At 33.6% G+C, this 17,050-nt stretch carries 13 protein-coding genes; 10 read left to right on the forward strand and 3 right to left on the reverse strand.

Going from position 1 to position 17,050, the window contains the following annotated elements; translation table 11 throughout:
* Positions 1-28 precede the first annotated feature (28 nt).
* Positions 29-1,204, reverse strand: coding sequence for a GlmU family protein (locus ITJ86_RS05475; RefSeq protein ID WP_195870614.1), 1,176 nt, complete (start codon positions 1,202-1,204; stop codon positions 29-31).
* A 145-nt stretch (positions 1,205-1,349) separates the two neighbouring features.
* Entirely contained in the window at positions 1,350-1,601 is a 252-nt protein-coding gene (locus tag ITJ86_RS05480) for a type B 50S ribosomal protein L31 (RefSeq protein ID WP_173280421.1), read from the reverse strand.
* A 158-nt stretch (positions 1,602-1,759) separates the two neighbouring features.
* Between ITJ86_RS05480 and ITJ86_RS05485 the strand changes: the two genes are divergently transcribed.
* The 7 genes from ITJ86_RS05485 (at position 1,760) to ITJ86_RS05515 (ending at position 8,872) form a co-directional block, all read left to right on the forward strand.
* Entirely contained in the window at positions 1,760-2,293 is a 534-nt protein-coding gene (locus ITJ86_RS05485) for a DUF4199 domain-containing protein (RefSeq protein WP_195870615.1), read from the forward strand.
* Positions 2,294-2,337: 44 nt separating this feature from the next.
* The gene (locus ITJ86_RS05490) at positions 2,338-3,288 is read left to right on the forward strand and encodes a glycosyltransferase family 2 protein (RefSeq protein ID WP_195870616.1); all 951 of its coding nucleotides are present in this window, start codon (positions 2,338-2,340) and stop codon (positions 3,286-3,288) included.
* Positions 3,289-3,366: 78 nt separating this feature from the next.
* Positions 3,367-5,094 carry a phospho-sugar mutase gene (locus ITJ86_RS05495; protein ID WP_195870617.1) on the forward strand — a complete coding sequence of 576 codons (1,728 nt, stop codon included), beginning with the start codon at positions 3,367-3,369 and terminating at the stop codon, positions 5,092-5,094.
* A 3-nt stretch (positions 5,095-5,097) separates the two neighbouring features.
* A complete protein-coding gene (locus tag ITJ86_RS05500; protein ID WP_195870618.1) occupies positions 5,098-6,924 on the forward strand; it encodes an ABC transporter ATP-binding protein in 1,827 nt (608 codons plus the stop codon).
* Between the two features lie 325 nt (positions 6,925-7,249).
* Positions 7,250-7,792, forward strand: a complete 543-nt coding sequence (locus ITJ86_RS05505; RefSeq protein ID WP_195870619.1) for an RNA polymerase sigma factor — start codon at positions 7,250-7,252, stop codon at positions 7,790-7,792.
* A 73-nt stretch (positions 7,793-7,865) separates the two neighbouring features.
* Positions 7,866-8,369, forward strand: a complete 504-nt coding sequence (locus ITJ86_RS05510; protein WP_195870620.1) for a hypothetical protein — start codon at positions 7,866-7,868, stop codon at positions 8,367-8,369.
* 5 nt (positions 8,370-8,374) lie between these two features.
* Positions 8,375-8,872: a sensor of ECF-type sigma factor gene (locus tag ITJ86_RS05515; RefSeq protein ID WP_195870621.1), complete on the forward strand. Its 498-nt coding sequence runs from the start codon at positions 8,375-8,377 to the stop codon at positions 8,870-8,872.
* A gap of 39 nt (positions 8,873-8,911) precedes the next feature.
* On the opposite strand, the gene ITJ86_RS05520 is transcribed toward ITJ86_RS05515, so the two are convergent.
* Positions 8,912-10,018 carry a WD40/YVTN/BNR-like repeat-containing protein gene (locus ITJ86_RS05520; protein WP_195870622.1) on the reverse strand — a complete coding sequence of 369 codons (1,107 nt, stop codon included), beginning with the start codon at positions 10,016-10,018 and terminating at the stop codon, positions 8,912-8,914.
* Positions 10,019-10,161: 143 nt separating this feature from the next.
* Between ITJ86_RS05520 and ITJ86_RS05525 the strand changes: the two genes are divergently transcribed.
* The 3 genes from ITJ86_RS05525 to purL all read left to right on the forward strand — a co-directional run bounded on the left by ITJ86_RS05525 (position 10,162) and on the right by purL (position 17,037).
* The gene (locus ITJ86_RS05525; protein ID WP_195870623.1) at positions 10,162-11,373 is read left to right on the forward strand and encodes an RsmB/NOP family class I SAM-dependent RNA methyltransferase; all 1,212 of its coding nucleotides are present in this window, start codon (positions 10,162-10,164) and stop codon (positions 11,371-11,373) included.
* A gap of 32 nt (positions 11,374-11,405) precedes the next feature.
* On the forward strand, positions 11,406-13,190 hold the full coding sequence (locus ITJ86_RS05530) for an endonuclease (protein ID WP_195870624.1): 1,785 nt from the start codon (positions 11,406-11,408) through the stop codon (positions 13,188-13,190).
* Between the two features lie 175 nt (positions 13,191-13,365).
* On the forward strand, positions 13,366-17,037 hold the full coding sequence (gene purL / locus ITJ86_RS05535) for a phosphoribosylformylglycinamidine synthase (RefSeq protein ID WP_195870625.1): 3,672 nt from the start codon (positions 13,366-13,368) through the stop codon (positions 17,035-17,037).
* Positions 17,038-17,050: the final 13 nt, after the last annotated feature.

Consider the following 17,050-nt stretch of genomic DNA (forward strand, 5'->3'; position numbering starts at 1 on the left):
GTAAGACACATTAAAAATAGTAGTGGTATTAATCTTTTCTATACTGTTTTGTTTCTTCAAAAACATGATTTAAAATCGCTTTATCAATTTCTGTAAAATCTTCTTTTCGTCTTCCCATCACAACTTCGGCAACTTCAAAGGCCTTCACAGTTTTATATGTTACAAAGCCTTTACTTCCTCCCCAAGAAAAACTTGGCACAAAATTCCTTGGAAAACCACTTCCAAAAATATTAGCACTTACGCCAATAACAGTACCAGTATTAAACATTGTATTAATGCCACATTTACTATGATCTCCCATCATTAATCCGCAGAATTGTAATCCGGTTCTTGCAAAGCCTTCGGTTTGGTAATCCCAAAGTCTAACTTCGGCATAATTGTTTTTTAAATTACTGGTGTTAGTATCTGCACCTAAATTACACCATTCCCCTAAAACAGAATTTCCTAAAAAGCCATCATGTCCTTTATTTGAATATCCAAAAATCACTGAGCTACTAACCTCTCCTCCTACTTTACTATGTGGCCCAACGGTTGTTGGTCCATAAATTTTACTGGCCATTTTTAAAGTCGCATTATGACATAAGGCAAAAGGGCCTCTAACGATAGAACCTTCCATGACCTCAGCATCTTTTCCTATATAAATTGGTCCAGAACTTGCATTAAGTGTCGCAAAATTTAAAGTTGCTCCTTTTTCGATAAAAATATTTTCTGGATTAATAGTGTTTATGGTCGCGGGAATTGGTTGCGACTGTCGATCCTTAGTAATTAGATTAAAATCTTCAATTATGGCTTCACCATTTAAGGCAAAAATATCCCAAGTGTGTTCAATTTTTAATAGCTCACCTTCAAACTCTATGGCTTCAAAGGTTGAAAAGTCGTTAACCTCTTCTCCTTCTTTAACGAAAAAGGCGATAACGTCTTCACCTTGAAACAACGCTTGATTATGCTTTAGGTTTTTTACAACTGCTACAACTTCGAGATTTGGTAGAAAAGACGCATTAATCATAATATTATTTTCCATTTCTACCATAGGAAACTTGTCTGCTAAATAATCTTCAGTAACCGTTGTTGTGGTATACTCTATATAAGATTCCCATTTTTGGCGTATGGTTAAAATACCTACTCTTAAATCTGCTACTGGCCTTGTAAACGTAAACGGCAACAGGTTTTTGCGATAAGGACCATCAAATAATATGTAGTTCATTGTGCGGTTTTAAAGTTAAAGCGTATCTTAGAAAGCTACTCTTCTCAAATGCATCTTAATTGTTATATCAAAAATAGCATAAATGCTTAAAATAAAAAAGCCTCTCTGATATCAGAAAGGCTATTTATATACTTGTATACAAAGCTTATTTTTTAAACTTAGCATATTTATTTTTAAACTTATCAATACGACCAGCTGTATCTACTAATTTAGATTTACCTGTATAGAATGGGTGAGATGTTCTAGAAATCTCCAATTTCACTAATGGATATTCAGTACCATCTACATCGATAGTTTCATTTGTATCTGCTGTAGATTTTGTTAAAAACACCTCTTCGTTAGACATGTCTTTAAACGCTACTACTCTATAATTTTCTGGATGTATTCCTGCTTTCATCACTAAATGCTTTAAATATATTCGATTTTTCGAGGTGCAAATTTAACCAATTTTTATAAATCTACAATCTTTTTGATAAATTTTATTTAGTAAATATATGTAACATTTATGTAACTTTGACTACTAACTAGTTAATTAACCAAAAACCTAACCATATTATGGACAAATCTTTGAAGTCTTCAGCTGTTAATAACGGCTTATATTTAGCACTTATACTGTCATCTTTTACTATAATCGGCTATGCTGTCTACCTTGATTTATTTACGCAATGGTGGTTTGGTATTGGCCAAATGCTACTCGTTATTATTTTTGGAATTGTATCTTCAATAAAAGCAAAAAAACTCTTAGGAGGTTTTATTAGTTTCAAAGATGCTTTTACTGCTTTTTTTATAACAATTGCTATAGGTATCTCAATACCTGCTGTTATAGGTTTCGTTATTTTTAATATTGTAGATGCCGAAGCTGCCACAATATTGCAAGAAAAAATAATAGACAATCAATTAGCGATGATGGAAAGGTTTGGTGCACCACAACAATCTATAGATGAGGCTATGGCGCAAATTCAAAAAGAAGAGAGTTTTTTCTCTATAGGAAATACTATAAAAACTACTGCTTATCAACTTTTAGGTTTTAGTGTTATAGGTCTTATTGTTGCCGCTGTTACAAAAAAGAAAGATCCGCACGAAGCTTAAATAATTTCTTTACATTTGAAATGTAGAAATTAGACCTAAACCCTATGGATATATCAGTAGTAATTCCACTACTTAACGAAGAGGAATCTTTAAAAGAATTACACGATTGGATAGTTTCTGTGATGCTACCTAATCAATTTTCTTACGAAATTCTTTTTATAGATGATGGTAGTACTGATAAGTCATGGCAAATTATCACTGAACTAGCAGAAATTAACCCAAATGTAAAAGGCATTAAGTTCCTTAAAAATTTTGGAAAATCACAAGCTTTACATGCTGGCTTTGCTAAAGCTGAAGGTGATGTTGTTATCACCATGGATGCGGATTTACAAGATAATCCTGAAGAAATTCCAGAGCTCTTCAAAATGATAAAAGCTGATAAGTATGATCTTGTTTCTGGCTGGAAAAAGAAACGTTACGATTCTTATTTTTCTAAAAATTTACCTTCAAAATTATTTAATTGGGCAGCAAGACGAACTTCAGGTGTTATTTTAAATGATTTTAATTGTGGTTTAAAAGCGTACAGCAACATTGTTGTGAAACATATTGATGTCTACGGTGAAATGCATCGTTATATTCCTGTATTGGCAAAAAATGCAGGTTTTACTTCTATTGGTGAAAAAGTTGTACAACACCAAGCACGTAAATATGGCCACACAAAATTTGGAATGAATCGTTTTATAAACGGTTTCTTAGATTTGATAACCATTTGGTTTATTTCTCACTTTGGAAAAAGACCTATGCATTTATTTGGTGCACTTGGTGTTATTATGTTTTTTATTGGATTCTGTTTTGCGACCTATTTAGGAATAGATAAATTGTTTCTAAATCCAACAGGTCGACTCATAACAGAACGTCCGCAATTCTACATCGCCTTAACGACCATGATTATTGGTTCGCAATTATTTATCGCAGGATTTTTAGGCGAACTTGTTCTGCGAACTAATCGTAAGCAACAACGCTATTTCATAAAAGAAAACTTGAACTTGTCTTAATTAGGCTAATTTTATTGCACCACAAGACACACTCAATCTATTGAATTGTTTATTTTTGTTAATAAATCCATTTTATCCATGATACATATTAAACCTGAAATTTTAGAACGCGTAAACTCTTGGTTAACACCAACATTTGATGAAGATTCTCAAAAGGAAATAAAGCACATGATTGCGTCTAACCCTAAAGAATTAGAAGAGAGTTTTTATAAGGATCTAGAATTTGGAACTGGTGGTATGCGAGGTATTATGGGACTTGGCACCAACCGAATCAATAAATATACGCTAGGAAAAAATACACAGGGCTTAAGTAACTATTTAAAACAATCCTTTCCTAATGAAGACATAAAAGTTGCAATTGCATATGATTGCAGACATAATAGCCAGACCTTCGGAAAGCTAGTTGCAGATGTATTTTCTGCCAATGGCATTAAAGTTTATTTATTTGAAGAACTAAGACCAACACCAGAATTATCTTTCGCCTTAAAGCATTTAAATTGTCATTGTGGTATTGTTTTAACAGCATCTCATAATCCGCCAGAATATAATGGATATAAAGTGTATTGGCAAGATGGAGGTCAATTAGTTCCACCACAAGATTCCGCTGTAATAGCCGAAATTAATCGCTTAGATTATTCTGAAATTAAGTTTGAAGCTAATTCCGATTTAATTCAATATATAGGAAAAGACGTTGATGATGTATTCATTGATGCTTCCGTAAAAAATGGAAGTTTTGATACATCGGAAGCTGCGAGACAAGATTTAAACATTGTGTTTACCTCTCTACACGGAACATCCATTACAGCGATACCAGAAACCTTGAAACGTGCTGGCTATACAAATGTTAATATTGTTGAAGAGCAACGTGTGCCTAATGGAGATTTTCCAACGGTTGTTTCTCCAAATCCAGAGGAGCCTGCAGCATTAAAAATGGCCATGGAGTTGGCCGAAAAAGTCAATGGTGATATTGTTATTGGTACAGACCCAGACTGTGATCGTTTAGGTGTAGTTGTAAGAAACTTAGAAAATGAATTAGTAATTCTTAATGGTAACCAAGCCATGTTATTAATGACTAATTTTCTATTAAAACAATGGAAAAAAGAAGGAAAAATTAATGGTAATCAATTTGTAGGTTCTACTATTGTTTCTACGCCAATGATGTCTGTTTTAGCAAATGCTTATGATGTAGAGTGCAAAATAGGACTTACTGGGTTTAAGTGGATTGCTAAAATGATTAAAGACTTCCCAACAATGAATTTTATTGGTGGAGGTGAAGAAAGTTTTGGGTTTATGGTAGGCGACTTTGTACGCGATAAAGATGCTGTTACGTCTACCCTTTTAGCTTGTGAAATTGCCGCTCAGGCAAAAGCTAATGGTAAAACCTTATACCAAGAATTAATCGATATGTATATTGAACACGGTTTCTTTAAAGAGCATTTAGTTGCTTTAACAAAAAAAGGAATTGAAGGAGCACAAGAAATTAAGCAAATGATGGTTGATGCTAGAGAAAATCCACTAAAAGAAATCAACGGCGAAAAAGTAGTGTTAATTGAAGATTATCAATTGTCTATTTCTAAAAATCTACAAACCCAGGAGGAAACCACTATTGATATTCCAAAATCTAATGTCTTAATTTATTATACTGAAAATGGTAGTAAGATAGCACTACGACCAAGCGGTACAGAACCAAAAATAAAATTCTATATAAGTGTAAATGCTGACCTTGACAATACGTCAGAATTTGCAAAAACGGAGCAGTTATTGGGAGATAGAATTGATGCTATCCTCAAGGATTTGAATTTGTAATTAATGGATTATATAAAGAAGTTATCTCGGTTTATTGTTCCGTATAAACGATATGGTTACCTCAACGTTTTTTTTAATGTTCTATATGCCTTATTTAGTACATTAGCAATGGTATCATTAATGCCTATGATTAATGTATTGTTTGGTGAAACCGAAAAATTAAACACAAAACCTGTATATAATGGTATAAGAGATTTAAAATCTTATGGCGAAGATTATTTAAATTATTTTGTAACAACAACAAACGAAAGTGATGGTCCTCAACAAACCTTACTTTATATGATTATCTTAATCATAAGTTTATTTTTACTTAAAAATATTTTTAATTATTTAGCGCTCTTTTTCATTACTTTTTTAAGAAATGGCGTTTTAAAAGATCTCAGGAATTCAATTTACGATAAAGTAATGACCTTACCTATCTCTTATTATTCAGAAAAGAAAAAAGGAGATATTATTGCTCGAATTTCTGGTGATGTAAATGAGGTAAAAAACTCTTTATTAGCCATACTAGAACTCATTGTAAAAGAACCCTTAACCATTGTTTTTGCTATTGTAACAATGTTTACAATTTCAATGAAACTTACAATATTTGTGTTTCTATTTATTCCAATAGCTGGATTGATTATTTCTAGAATCGGAAAAAGTCTAAAGAAAAAATCGAATCGTGTTCAAACAGAGCAAGGTGTGTTTCTTTCAACATTAGAAGAAACTCTGAGTGGCTTGAAAGTGATTAAAGGGTTTAATTCCGAAAAACGATTTAATACCAAGTTTCAAGAATCTACAAATCGGTTTTACAATTTCTCTAATGTATTAATGAACCGTCAAAATTTGGCGTCACCTGCAAGTGAGTTTTTAGGTATCGCAACTATTGCTGCGCTTTTATGGTACGGAGGCAGTATGGTTTTAATAGAGAACAGTCTTTCTGGAGGTGCATTTATAACCTATATGGCTTTAGCGTACCAAATTTTAACTCCAGCCAAAGCCATCAGCAAAGCTAGTTACAAAGTAAAAGCTGGAAATGCAGCTGCAGATCGTGTTCTCGAAATTTTAGAAACACCATCACCTCTTGAAGATAAAGTAGACGCAATTTCAAAAACAGATTTCAATTCAGAAATAAAACTAGACAATATTTCTTTTAAATACGACGATGACTTAGTCCTTAAAAACTTCACACTTCAAGTTCCAAAAGGAAAAAGCGTAGCTTTAGTTGGGCAGTCTGGAAGTGGAAAAAGTACAATTGCTAATCTTGTGACAAGGTTTTACGATGTAAATGAAGGAAGTATTTCTATTGATGGTGAAAACATAAAAGACATTACCAAATACTCTCTTAGAAGCCTAATGGGATTAGTAACTCAAGATTCTATTCTATTTAATGATAGCATTAAAAATAACCTTCTCTTAGGAAAAGAAAATGCTACTGACGACGAAATCATTGAAGCTTTAAAAATTGCCAACGCTTGGGAGTTTGTTAAAGACTTACCTCATGGTATTGATACTAATATTGGAGATTCAGGTGGTAAATTATCTGGTGGTCAGCAACAACGTTTAAGTATCGCAAGAGCTGTGCTTAAAAATCCACCAATTATGATTTTAGACGAAGCCACTTCGGCTTTAGATACTGAAAGTGAACGATTAGTACAAGATGCGCTTGAAAATATGATGAAGAACAGAACATCGGTTGTTATTGCTCACCGATTATCTACCATCCAAAATGCAGACCAAATTGTAGTAATGCAAAAAGGAGAAATCGCAGAACAAGGCACCCATTTAGAACTTATGTCTAAAAATGGAGTTTATAAAAAGCTCGTTGAAATGCAGAGTTTTGAGTAAAGGTTAGATATCTCTTTAAAATCAAATAATTACGACGTTTTACAAACAAAAAAAGGATGCATATTTAAAGACATCCTTTCTTTTTTTGGTTATCAGGTTTGGGGAACCGATAACTACCAAATAGGTTAAGCTGTGACAAACATATAATAAATAATAGTATCCGACAAGAAAAATATGTATTTTGTCGTTTATTTTTACTCTTTGTCGATTTTATTTGTCGTAAAACACTGACTACCAACAACAACTAAATACCACATAATTAATAAAAAAAAGAGCCAATTAAACTTTTAGTATTTTACAGGGTCTTACTAACAAAGAAATTGACTTGATAAACGAATCGGAGTTTATAACGCGTTTAAAAAACCCTTTAACCAAAGAAGCCGCATATAGAGAATTATTACAACTCTATAAAGAACGCTTGTATTGGCATATTCGTAAAATTGTAATTAATCATGATGATGCAGATGATGCGCTTCAGAATACATTCATAAAAGTGTATCGTAGCATTGATAAATTTAAAGGCGAAAGTCAATTATTTTCTTGGTTATATCGTATTGCTACAAACGAAGCAATCACATTAATAAATAAAAATGCGAAGCGCTTACAGATTAGCAATGAAGAGCATCAAACAAGAGCGATTAACAATTTGCGTGCAGATGTATATTTTGAAGGTGATGACATTCAACTAAAATTACAAAAAGCAATCGTAACCTTACCAGAAAAACAGCAACTGGTATTTAATATGCGCTATTTTGATGATTTAAAATATAAAGATATGGCTGAAATATTAGACACAAGTGAAGGAGCTTTAAAAGCTTCTTATCATATTGCAGCTAAAAAAATTGAAGCCTTTTTAACCTCAGATTAAACCATTTAGACAATTTGAAGTCTTATTGATAGAAAACAGATTAAAAGATTTCCGAAATAGTAGGAAAGACAACATGAAAAAAAATAAGTTACATAACATTACAACCTCAGGTTTTAAGACGCCAAAACATTATTTTGAGTCGTTTGAAGCTGATTTTTTTGAACGCTTAAATGAAAAAGAAGCTATTGAATCCTCAGAAAAGTCAGGTTATTCTGTTCCTGAAAATTATTTTGATACCATAGAAGGTAAAGTTTTAGACCAACTTCAAGATAAACAAGAACCACCTGTAATTCAATTAAAACCAAAACGCACACTATATTATCTCACTGGTATAGCAGCGAGTATTGTACTCTTATTTAGTTTAGTGTTTAATACGGATACTATTACTCTCGACACAATAGAAACCTCAAGTATTGAAACGTTTTTATATCAAAACGAATATAGCAATGATGATTTTGCAACATTGTTTAATTCTAATGATATTTCAGAATCAGACTTTATTGACGTTAATATATCAGATGAAACCCTAAATCAATATTTAGAACATATAGACCCAGAAGATCTCATTTTAGAATAATAATTATGACCTTTTCAAAGAAAAAATACGAATTCAATATTGTAAATAAAATTGCCATGAGTAAAACATTACAATTAATACTGCTAGCTTTATTTGTTTCTGCAAATGCATTTGCACAACGGATAGATAAAAACAAGATTAAAGCTTTAAAAATAGCTCATATTACAGAACAAATGAATTTAACTGAAGCTGAAGCTCAAAAATTTTGGCCAATCTATAATGCTAATGAAGATGCAGAAGATAAGTTAAAAGAACAATCTACAATTAGACGTAAATCCATAAATCCTGATGAATTATCAGAAAGTGAAGCTAAATCACTGTTGTTGAATATGGAAAAGATTGAAAAACAAAAAGTAGAATTACATTCAAAAATGCTTAGTGAACTGCTAGACGTTCTTCCGGCTAAAAAAATCATTAAGCTATATCAGGCTGAGCGTTCCTTTAAACAAAAGTTGTTTGAAGAGTACAAAAAACGTCACGGAGGATCGAAACGCAATCGATAACAAAACATCAAAAAAGGAAGCCATAACGGTTTCCTTTTTTTATTCACTAAAAGTCAATTTACTAATTCTACCTTTTCCTGCTGCGTAAGCCACGGAATCATTTAAAAACCGAATGGTATAAAAGCCTTCATCACTTAAATGTTTCCAAGTATCACCTGAATTATTACTGTAATCAATACCTTTAAATCCAACAGCGACTAATTCTTTTCCGCGACTATTAGGAATATATTGTACACAACTTCTATAACCTGGTCCTTTTCCGTTAGCGACAACTTGCCACGTTTTTCCACCGTCGCTGGTTCTAATCTTATTGCTTAATGCATCGTTAGGCTTGGTATAATCACCTCCAATCGCGAATCCAATATTGTCGTCGTAAAAATCTATAGAATATATACCAGTGGTTTCTACACCTTGAATAATTGGTGTTTCATAAACTTCCCAAGTCTTTCCTCTATCTGGTGAATACATCACTCGACTAGCTTTTCCACCTGTCGCAACCCAAGTATGGTCGCCAACTATAGCAATATTAGTATCGCTCGCTGCAAAAGCCGCTTCGCCTTCTTTGGCTTTTGGTAAATCATCGCAAGATAATTTTGTCCATGTTTCACCTCCATCTCTTGTAATGATGATACTCATACAGTCTTCTGTTGGGTCACCAATAGCAATGCCCTCTTGGTCATTCCAGAAATCCATGGAATCGTAGAAGGCTTTTGGGTGATTTTCTTGGTAGACTATTTCTCTATTATTAGAATTATATTTAGTTAAAATAGCAGGACTTCCAGCTGTGATAGTAAAAAGTGCATCATCATTTTTTTTAATACCTCTTAATTCATAACCAGTTGTGTCGCTATTCATATTTCTAAAAATGTTTCCATCATAATTATGAGTTAGCTCTTCATATCGTTTAAAAACATTAGAGCCATTCACTAGAGAGTCTAGTTCTAATAAATTCCAATTACCTGTATAGCCATCCGAACCAGCAAACCATATCCTGTTATTTGAAATTTCTATTGCCCTAACATTCAATATTGAATCTTGTAGTAAAGATTCAATTTGAACCTTAGAAATATTCCTAACTTTTATTGGTTCTTCTATTTTACAAGAATAAAACCCAATAAATAAAATGCAAACGATAAATAATCTCATACCCTTCAATTTTCCCTAAAAATAGAAAAGCTTAACAAAATAACAGTTATTCATTCTAACAAATAAACAAATGCTTACCTTTGCACGTTCGTTTTTTACGTACACAACTAAAAAACTAACACTGCATACTGAATACTAAAACAATGAGATTACATAGAAATTTATGCTTTGCCGTAATTGACGGCTTACACCTTATCTTTAATGAAGGTGAATACGCAGACAAAGTCATACAACAATTATTAAAACGCGATAAACGTTGGGGAAGCCGAGACAGAGGTTTTGTTGCTGAAACGGTATACACAATCGTACGTTACCAAAGACTTTATGCTGAAATTGCGGATGTAAAAGCACCATACGACAGAGATAATTTATGGAGACTATTTGCGGTTTGGGCAACACTAAAAGGTATTAAATTACCAGATTGGAAATACTTTACAGAGACTCCAACCCGAAAAATAAAAGGGCGTTTTGACGAGTTGTCTAAAATCAGAAAATTCCGCGAATCTATTCCAGATTGGATAGATGAATTAGGTGTGGCTGAATTAGGCGAAGCTGAATGGACAAAAGAAATAGCCAAACAAAACGAGCAAGCTGATGTTGTTCTTAGAGTCAATACGTTAAAAACGACTAAAAAAGATTTACAGCTCAAGTTAGAATCTGAAAATATTGAAACTGAGGTTTTACCAAATCATCCTTCTGCATTAAAATTAAAAGAACGTGCCAACGTTTTTGTTACAGAAGCTTTTAAAAATGGTTGGTTTGAAGTGCAAGATGCATCCTCACAATTAGTTGCCGATTATTTAGACGTAAAACCAGGCATGAAAGTCGTAGATGTTTGTGCTGGTGCAGGCGGAAAAACATTACACTTGGCATCCCTAATGGAAAACAAAGGTCAAGTCATTGCCATGGATATTTACGAAAGTAAATTGAAAAAACTCAAAATTAGAGCACGTAGAAATGGGGTTCATAATATTGAAATGAAAGTCATAGATTCTACAAAACCGATTAAGAAATTACACGGAAAAGCCGATCGATTATTAATTGACGCACCTTGTTCTGGATTAGGAGTTTTACGACGTAATCCAGATGCCAAATGGAAACTCCAACCAGAATTCATTGAGAATATTAAACAAACGCAAGCTGAAGTTTTAGAACAATACTCTAAAATGGTTAAGTCTGGCGGAAAAATGGTGTATGCAACCTGCTCTGTATTGCCATCAGAAAATCAGAAACAAGTTGAAAAATTCTTGACGTCAGAAGCAGGAAAAGAATTCACCTTTGTAAAAGATAAAAAAGTATTAGCCTACAAATCTGGTTTTGACGGATTTTATATGGCATTACTTGAAAAGAAATAACCCTATACAATTTACTTAAAAAAACACGACAAATGAAACACCTATACCTTCTATTTTTACTTGCTACAAGTATTACATTTGCTCAAATTCCTTCAAATTATTACGATAGCGCAGATGGATTAACTGGTTTTGAATTAAAAACAGAATTAAAATCTATTATTACCAATGGTCATAACGATCAAGGTTATGGTGGATTGTATACTGGTTATGCAACAGTATATGTTGACAATATGGAAGAAAGTGGTTATGAAAATGATGGATCACTTTTAATGTATTACACAGAAAACCCAAATGGACCAGACCCTTATTCTTTTTTCCTTGGGACTAACCAATGTGGAAATTATAATTCTGAAAATGATTGTTATAATCGTGAACATATAGTACCACAAAGTTCTTTTGGAAGCGCTTCACCAATGAAAAACGACATTTTCCATGTGGTACCAAGTGATGGTTATGCCAATGGTAAACGCAGTAGTCATCCTTTTGGAACCGTTGACTCTGCAACATGGACATCTTTAAATGGATCTAAATTAGGATCAAGTAATGTACCTGGATATTCAGGAACAGTTTTCGAGCCGATCGATGAGTTTAAAGGAGATATCGCTAGAGCCATACTTTATTTTGTAACACGTTATGAAAATGGTGTTGATGGTTATACCAGCTTTGATATGTTTAATGGAACTGAAAATCAAGCATTAGAAAATTGGGCAGTGGATATGTTATTAGATTGGCATTACAATGTAGATCCTGTAGATCAAAGAGAACGCGATAGAAATGATGCTGCTTATGATTTTCAAGGCAATGCAAACCCATTTGTTGACCACCCAGAATATGCAAATATGATTTGGAATCCTACTCCAGATACTGAAGCGCCTACAAACCCTACGAATTTAGTAGCTTCTAATCCAACTGACAATTCTATTGCTTTAAGTTGGACAGCATCAACCGATAATATTGGAGTGGTTTCTTATGATGTTTATATGGATGGAACTTTTTCATCTAACACTACAAATACAACAGCAACAATAGCTGGACTATCACCTGAAACAGAATATTGTTTTACTGTAAAAGCTAAAGATGCTGCTAATAATACTTCTGGGTTTAGTAACCAAGATTGTGAAACAACAACTGATAACGGAACTATTGGTTCGGACTGCCTCACAGAAACTTTTGAAAATTTAGAAACGAACATCGGGTCTTATTCTGACGTAACTTGGACTGGCGACGATGGTGGTATTTGGAATGCAACAGAGGCTAGAACGGATCAAACCTTAAATAATGCTGCGATTACCATTAGAGATGGCGCATTAACATTACCTACAACCTCTGGAGGAATTGGATCATTAACCGTAACAACAAAACGTGTTTTTAGTGGAGGTGATGGAACATTCGATGTAAATGTAAACGGAACATTTGTTGGAACAATTGCTTATGGTGTCGACGAACAAACAATTACAATTCCAAATATAAACATAGAAAATAATGTTTCTGTAGTTTTCGATAATAATAGTGGTGCTGGAAACAGGGTTATGTTCGACGACCTGTCTTATACGTGCTACTCAGAATTAAGTATTGAAGACTTTGACATAGATTCTGTAAAATTATTTCCAAATCCGGTTAAAAATAATCTAACTGTAGATTTAAAATCAAACGTAGATACTAATATCGAAATTTTTGATATTCTTGGAAAGCGTGTATTAAAAAATACGATAAGTAAAACAAGCACTTTAAATCTTCAAGCTTTAAATAAAGGAATTTATATTGTAAAAATTACACAAGGTAATTCTAAGATCACTAGGAAACTTGTAAAGCAATAGTTTTCAATATAGCAACAAAAAAGCAGCTAATCTCTGAGCATAGTCTAAGTGTAGCTGCTTTTTTTATGTTTAAAACTTGTTGAATACTTCGCAATTTGAAATTCAAATACTATAGAGAATATCACAAAATGAATTAACTTTGCATTTTATTTTTCACATCTAACATCCCATATAAATGATTCATTTCTTCGGAAACCAAAACAGTAAGGTATTTGCTGTTCAAGCAACAAAAGAATTATCAACAGCAACCATTTCTAAATTGACATGGTTATTTGGCGACCAACCAAAAATAGAACAAGCATCAATCGATGCTTTTTTTGTTGGACCAAGAGCAGCAATGATTACACCTTGGAGTACAAATGCTGTTGAAATAACCCAAAACATGGGAATAGAAGGCATTCTAAGAATTGAAGAGTTTTCTTCAATAACTGAAGACTTCAAAGATTTCGACCCTATGATTTCTGAAAAATATCAACGTTTACATCAAGAGATCTTTACTATCGATATTCAACCTGAAGCCATTCTTAATATTGAAAACATTTCAGAGTATAACCAGCAAGAAGGCTTATCATTAAGTGACGAAGAAGTAGCATATCTTGAAGGTGTGTCTAAAAAAATAGGACGACCTTTAACGGATTCTGAAGTCTTTGGATTTTCACAAGTGAATTCAGAACACTGTAGACACAAAATATTCAACGGCACATTTGTAATAGATGGTGAAGAAAAAGAAACGTCGCTTTTCAAATTGATTAAAGAAACATCGAAGCAAAATCCTAACGATATTGTTTCTGCATACAAGGACAATGTCGCGTTCATAAAAGGCCCTGTTGTAGAACAATTTGCTCCTACTCGTGCAGATGTTCCAGATTATTATACGACTAAAAATTACGAGTCTGTAATTTCATTAAAAGCAGAGACACACAACTTTCCAACAACTGTAGAACCTTTTAATGGAGCTGCAACAGGTTCTGGTGGAGAAATTAGAGATAGATTAGCTGGCGGAAAAGGTTCTTTACCATTAGCAGGAACAGCGGTTTACATGACCTCCTACTCTCGATTAGAAGAAGAGCGACCATGGGAAAAAGCATTTCCTGAACGCAAATGGCTGTACCAAACTCCAATGGATATTTTAATAAAAGCCAGTAATGGAGCTTCTGATTTTGGAAACAAATTTGGACAACCGTTAATCTGTGGATCTGTTTTAACTTTTGAACATCAAGATCAAAATGGTAAGATTGGTTACGATAAAGTGATTATGCAAGCTGGTGGTATTGGTTATGGAAAAGCAGAACAAGCATTAAAAGACACACCTCAAGAAGGCGATAAAATAGTCATTCTAGGTGGAGATAATTATAGAATTGGTATGGGAGGAGCTGCGGTTTCCTCAGCTGACACTGGTGCTTTAGCTTCAGGAATTGAACTAAATGCTGTGCAACGTTCTAACCCTGAAATGCAAAAACGTGCTGCAAATGCTGTTCGAGGTATGGTAGAAAGCGATGAAAATCATATCGTTTCTATTCACGATCATGGAGCTGGTGGACACCTCAACTGTTTATCTGAATTGGTTGAAGATACAGGTGGAAAAATCGATTTAGATAAATTACCTGTAGGTGATCCAACCTTATCTTCTAAAGAAATTATTGGTAACGAATCTCAAGAGCGTATGGGATTAGTTATTGGAGATAAACATTTAGAAACTTTACATAAAATTGCAGATCGCGAACGTTCTCCAATTTATGATGTCGGAGAAGTTACCGGAAAACACCGTTTTACTTTTGAGTCTAAAACTACTGGAGAAAAACCAATGGATTTAGCCTTAGAAGATATGTTTGGTAGTTCTCCAAAAACCATCATGAATGATGTTACCGTTGAAAAAAATTACAACGGCATTTCATACGACACCTCTAAATTTTACGATTATATAGATCAAGTAGTACAACTCGAAGCTGTAGCTTGTAAAGATTGGTTGACTAATAAAGTGGATCGTTGTGTTGGTGGTAAAGTCGCCAAACAACAATGTGTTGGCCCTTTGCAAATCCCTTTAAATAATGTTGGTGTAATGGCACTTGATTTTAAAGGCAAAGAAGGTATTGCCACAAGTATAGGCCACTCTCCTATTTCTGGATTAATTAACCCAATAGCTGGTAGCCGTAATTCGATTGCAGAAGCTTTAACGAATATCATTTGGGCGCCTTTAAAAGACGGTTTACAGAGTGTATCATTATCTGCAAACTGGATGTGGCCGTGTAAAAACGAAGGTGAAGATGCTCGCCTATATGAAGCGGTTAAAGCCATTTCAGAATTCTCAATCGATTTAGGTATTAACGTACCAACGGGAAAGGATTCCTTATCCATGAAACAGAAATATCCTGATGGTGATGTGATTTCACCTGGAACCGTGATAATTTCTGCTGCCGGAAATTGTAATGATATTTCTAATGTCGTAGAACCTGTGTTCCAAAAAGGAAAAGGATCTATTTATTATATCAACGTATCTCAAGATTCTTATGAATTGGGTGGAAGTTCTTTTGCGCAAATCAACAATAAAATAGGAAATACAACACCTAGTGTAAAAAGTGCAGCTTATGTTAAAACTGTTTTCAATACGATTCAAAATTTAATAAAAGACAATAAAATCGTTGCAGGACACGATGTCGCTTCAGGTGGATTGATTACAACCTTATTAGAAATGTGTTTTGCCGATACTAATTTGGGAGCCGAATTAGATATTACAAGCCTCAACGAAAAAGATGCATTTAAAGTGTTATTTGCCGAAAATGCAGGTCTTGTTTTTCAATCTGAAGATGACACCATTGAAACAGAATTATCTAACGCTAACATTGATTTCCATAAATTAGGAAACGTTACTGAAAGTGATGTTTTAGGAATCATAAACGGAAATGAAGTTTTTACCATGACAGTTTCGAGATTAAGAGACATGTGGTTTAAGACCTCTTACCTACTCGATCAAAAGCAAACCGCGAATGGTTTAGCAAAGGATAGATTTGATAATTATAAAAATCAGGCTTTAGATTTTAAATTTCCAACGCATTTTTCAGGAAAACTACCTGTCATTTCGAGCGAAGCTGAGAAATCTCGCCCAAAAGCAGCAATTCTGCGTGAAAAAGGATCAAACTCAGAACGAGAAATGGCTAATGCTATGTATTTAGCTGGTTTTGATGTTAAAGATGTGCATATGACCGATTTAATTTCTGGTAGAGAAACCTTAGAAGATATTCAGTTTTTAGGTGCTGTTGGTGGTTTTAGTAATTCGGATGTTTTGGGTTCTGCAAAAGGTTGGGCTGGAGCCATTAAATACAACGAAAAAGCAAATAAAGTTATTAGCGATTTCTTTATAAGAGAAGACACGCTTTCTGTTGGTATATGTAATGGTGCACAACTTTGGATGGAACTCGATTTAGTAAACCCTGAACACGAGACACACGGTAAATTAACTTATAACGATTCAAAAAAACACGAAAGTGGCTTTACATCTGTTAAGATTCAAGAAAATAATTCGGTGATGCTATCTAGTTTAGCCGGAAGCACTTTAGGGGTTTGGATTTCACATGGAGAAGGAAAATTTAACCTTCCATATGCAGAAGACAAATATAATATTGTTGCCAAATATGGTTATGCAGACTATCCTGCAAATCCAAATGGTTCTGATTTTAATACGGCAATGCTTTGTGATAAAACCGGAAGACATTTAGCTACAATGCCTCATATAGAGCGTTCTATTTTTCAATGGAATTGGGCATATTATCCGGAAGGTAGAAAAGACGACGTAGCTCCTTGGTTAGAAGCATTTGTGAATGCAAGATTATGGATTGAAAAAAATTCTTAATTTTAAAACCACA

The organism is Winogradskyella marina (assembly GCF_015645385.1).
GTDB classification, from domain to species: domain Bacteria; phylum Bacteroidota; class Bacteroidia; order Flavobacteriales; family Flavobacteriaceae; genus Winogradskyella; species Winogradskyella marina.

Coding starts and splice junctions, on each gene's coding strand:
- ITJ86_RS05475 (WP_195870614.1), bottom strand. CDS start 1,204: ATGAACTACATATTATTTGATGGTCCTTATCGCAAAAACCTGTTGCCG.
- ITJ86_RS05480 (WP_173280421.1), bottom strand. CDS start 1,601: ATGAAAGCAGGAATACATCCAGAAAATTATAGAGTAGTAGCGTTTAAA.
- ITJ86_RS05495 (WP_195870617.1), top strand. CDS start 3,367: ATGATACATATTAAACCTGAAATTTTAGAACGCGTAAACTCTTGGTTA.
- ITJ86_RS05485 (WP_195870615.1), top strand. CDS start 1,760: ATGGACAAATCTTTGAAGTCTTCAGCTGTTAATAACGGCTTATATTTA.
- ITJ86_RS05510 (WP_195870620.1), top strand. CDS start 7,866: ATGAAAAAAAATAAGTTACATAACATTACAACCTCAGGTTTTAAGACG.
- purL (WP_195870625.1), top strand. CDS start 13,366: ATGATTCATTTCTTCGGAAACCAAAACAGTAAGGTATTTGCTGTTCAA.
- ITJ86_RS05500 (WP_195870618.1), top strand. CDS start 5,098: ATGGATTATATAAAGAAGTTATCTCGGTTTATTGTTCCGTATAAACGA.
- ITJ86_RS05515 (WP_195870621.1), top strand. CDS start 8,375: ATGACCTTTTCAAAGAAAAAATACGAATTCAATATTGTAAATAAAATT.
- ITJ86_RS05490 (WP_195870616.1), top strand. CDS start 2,338: ATGGATATATCAGTAGTAATTCCACTACTTAACGAAGAGGAATCTTTA.
- ITJ86_RS05520 (WP_195870622.1), bottom strand. CDS start 10,018: ATGAGATTATTTATCGTTTGCATTTTATTTATTGGGTTTTATTCTTGT.
- ITJ86_RS05530 (WP_195870624.1), top strand. CDS start 11,406: ATGAAACACCTATACCTTCTATTTTTACTTGCTACAAGTATTACATTT.
- ITJ86_RS05525 (WP_195870623.1), top strand. CDS start 10,162: ATGAGATTACATAGAAATTTATGCTTTGCCGTAATTGACGGCTTACAC.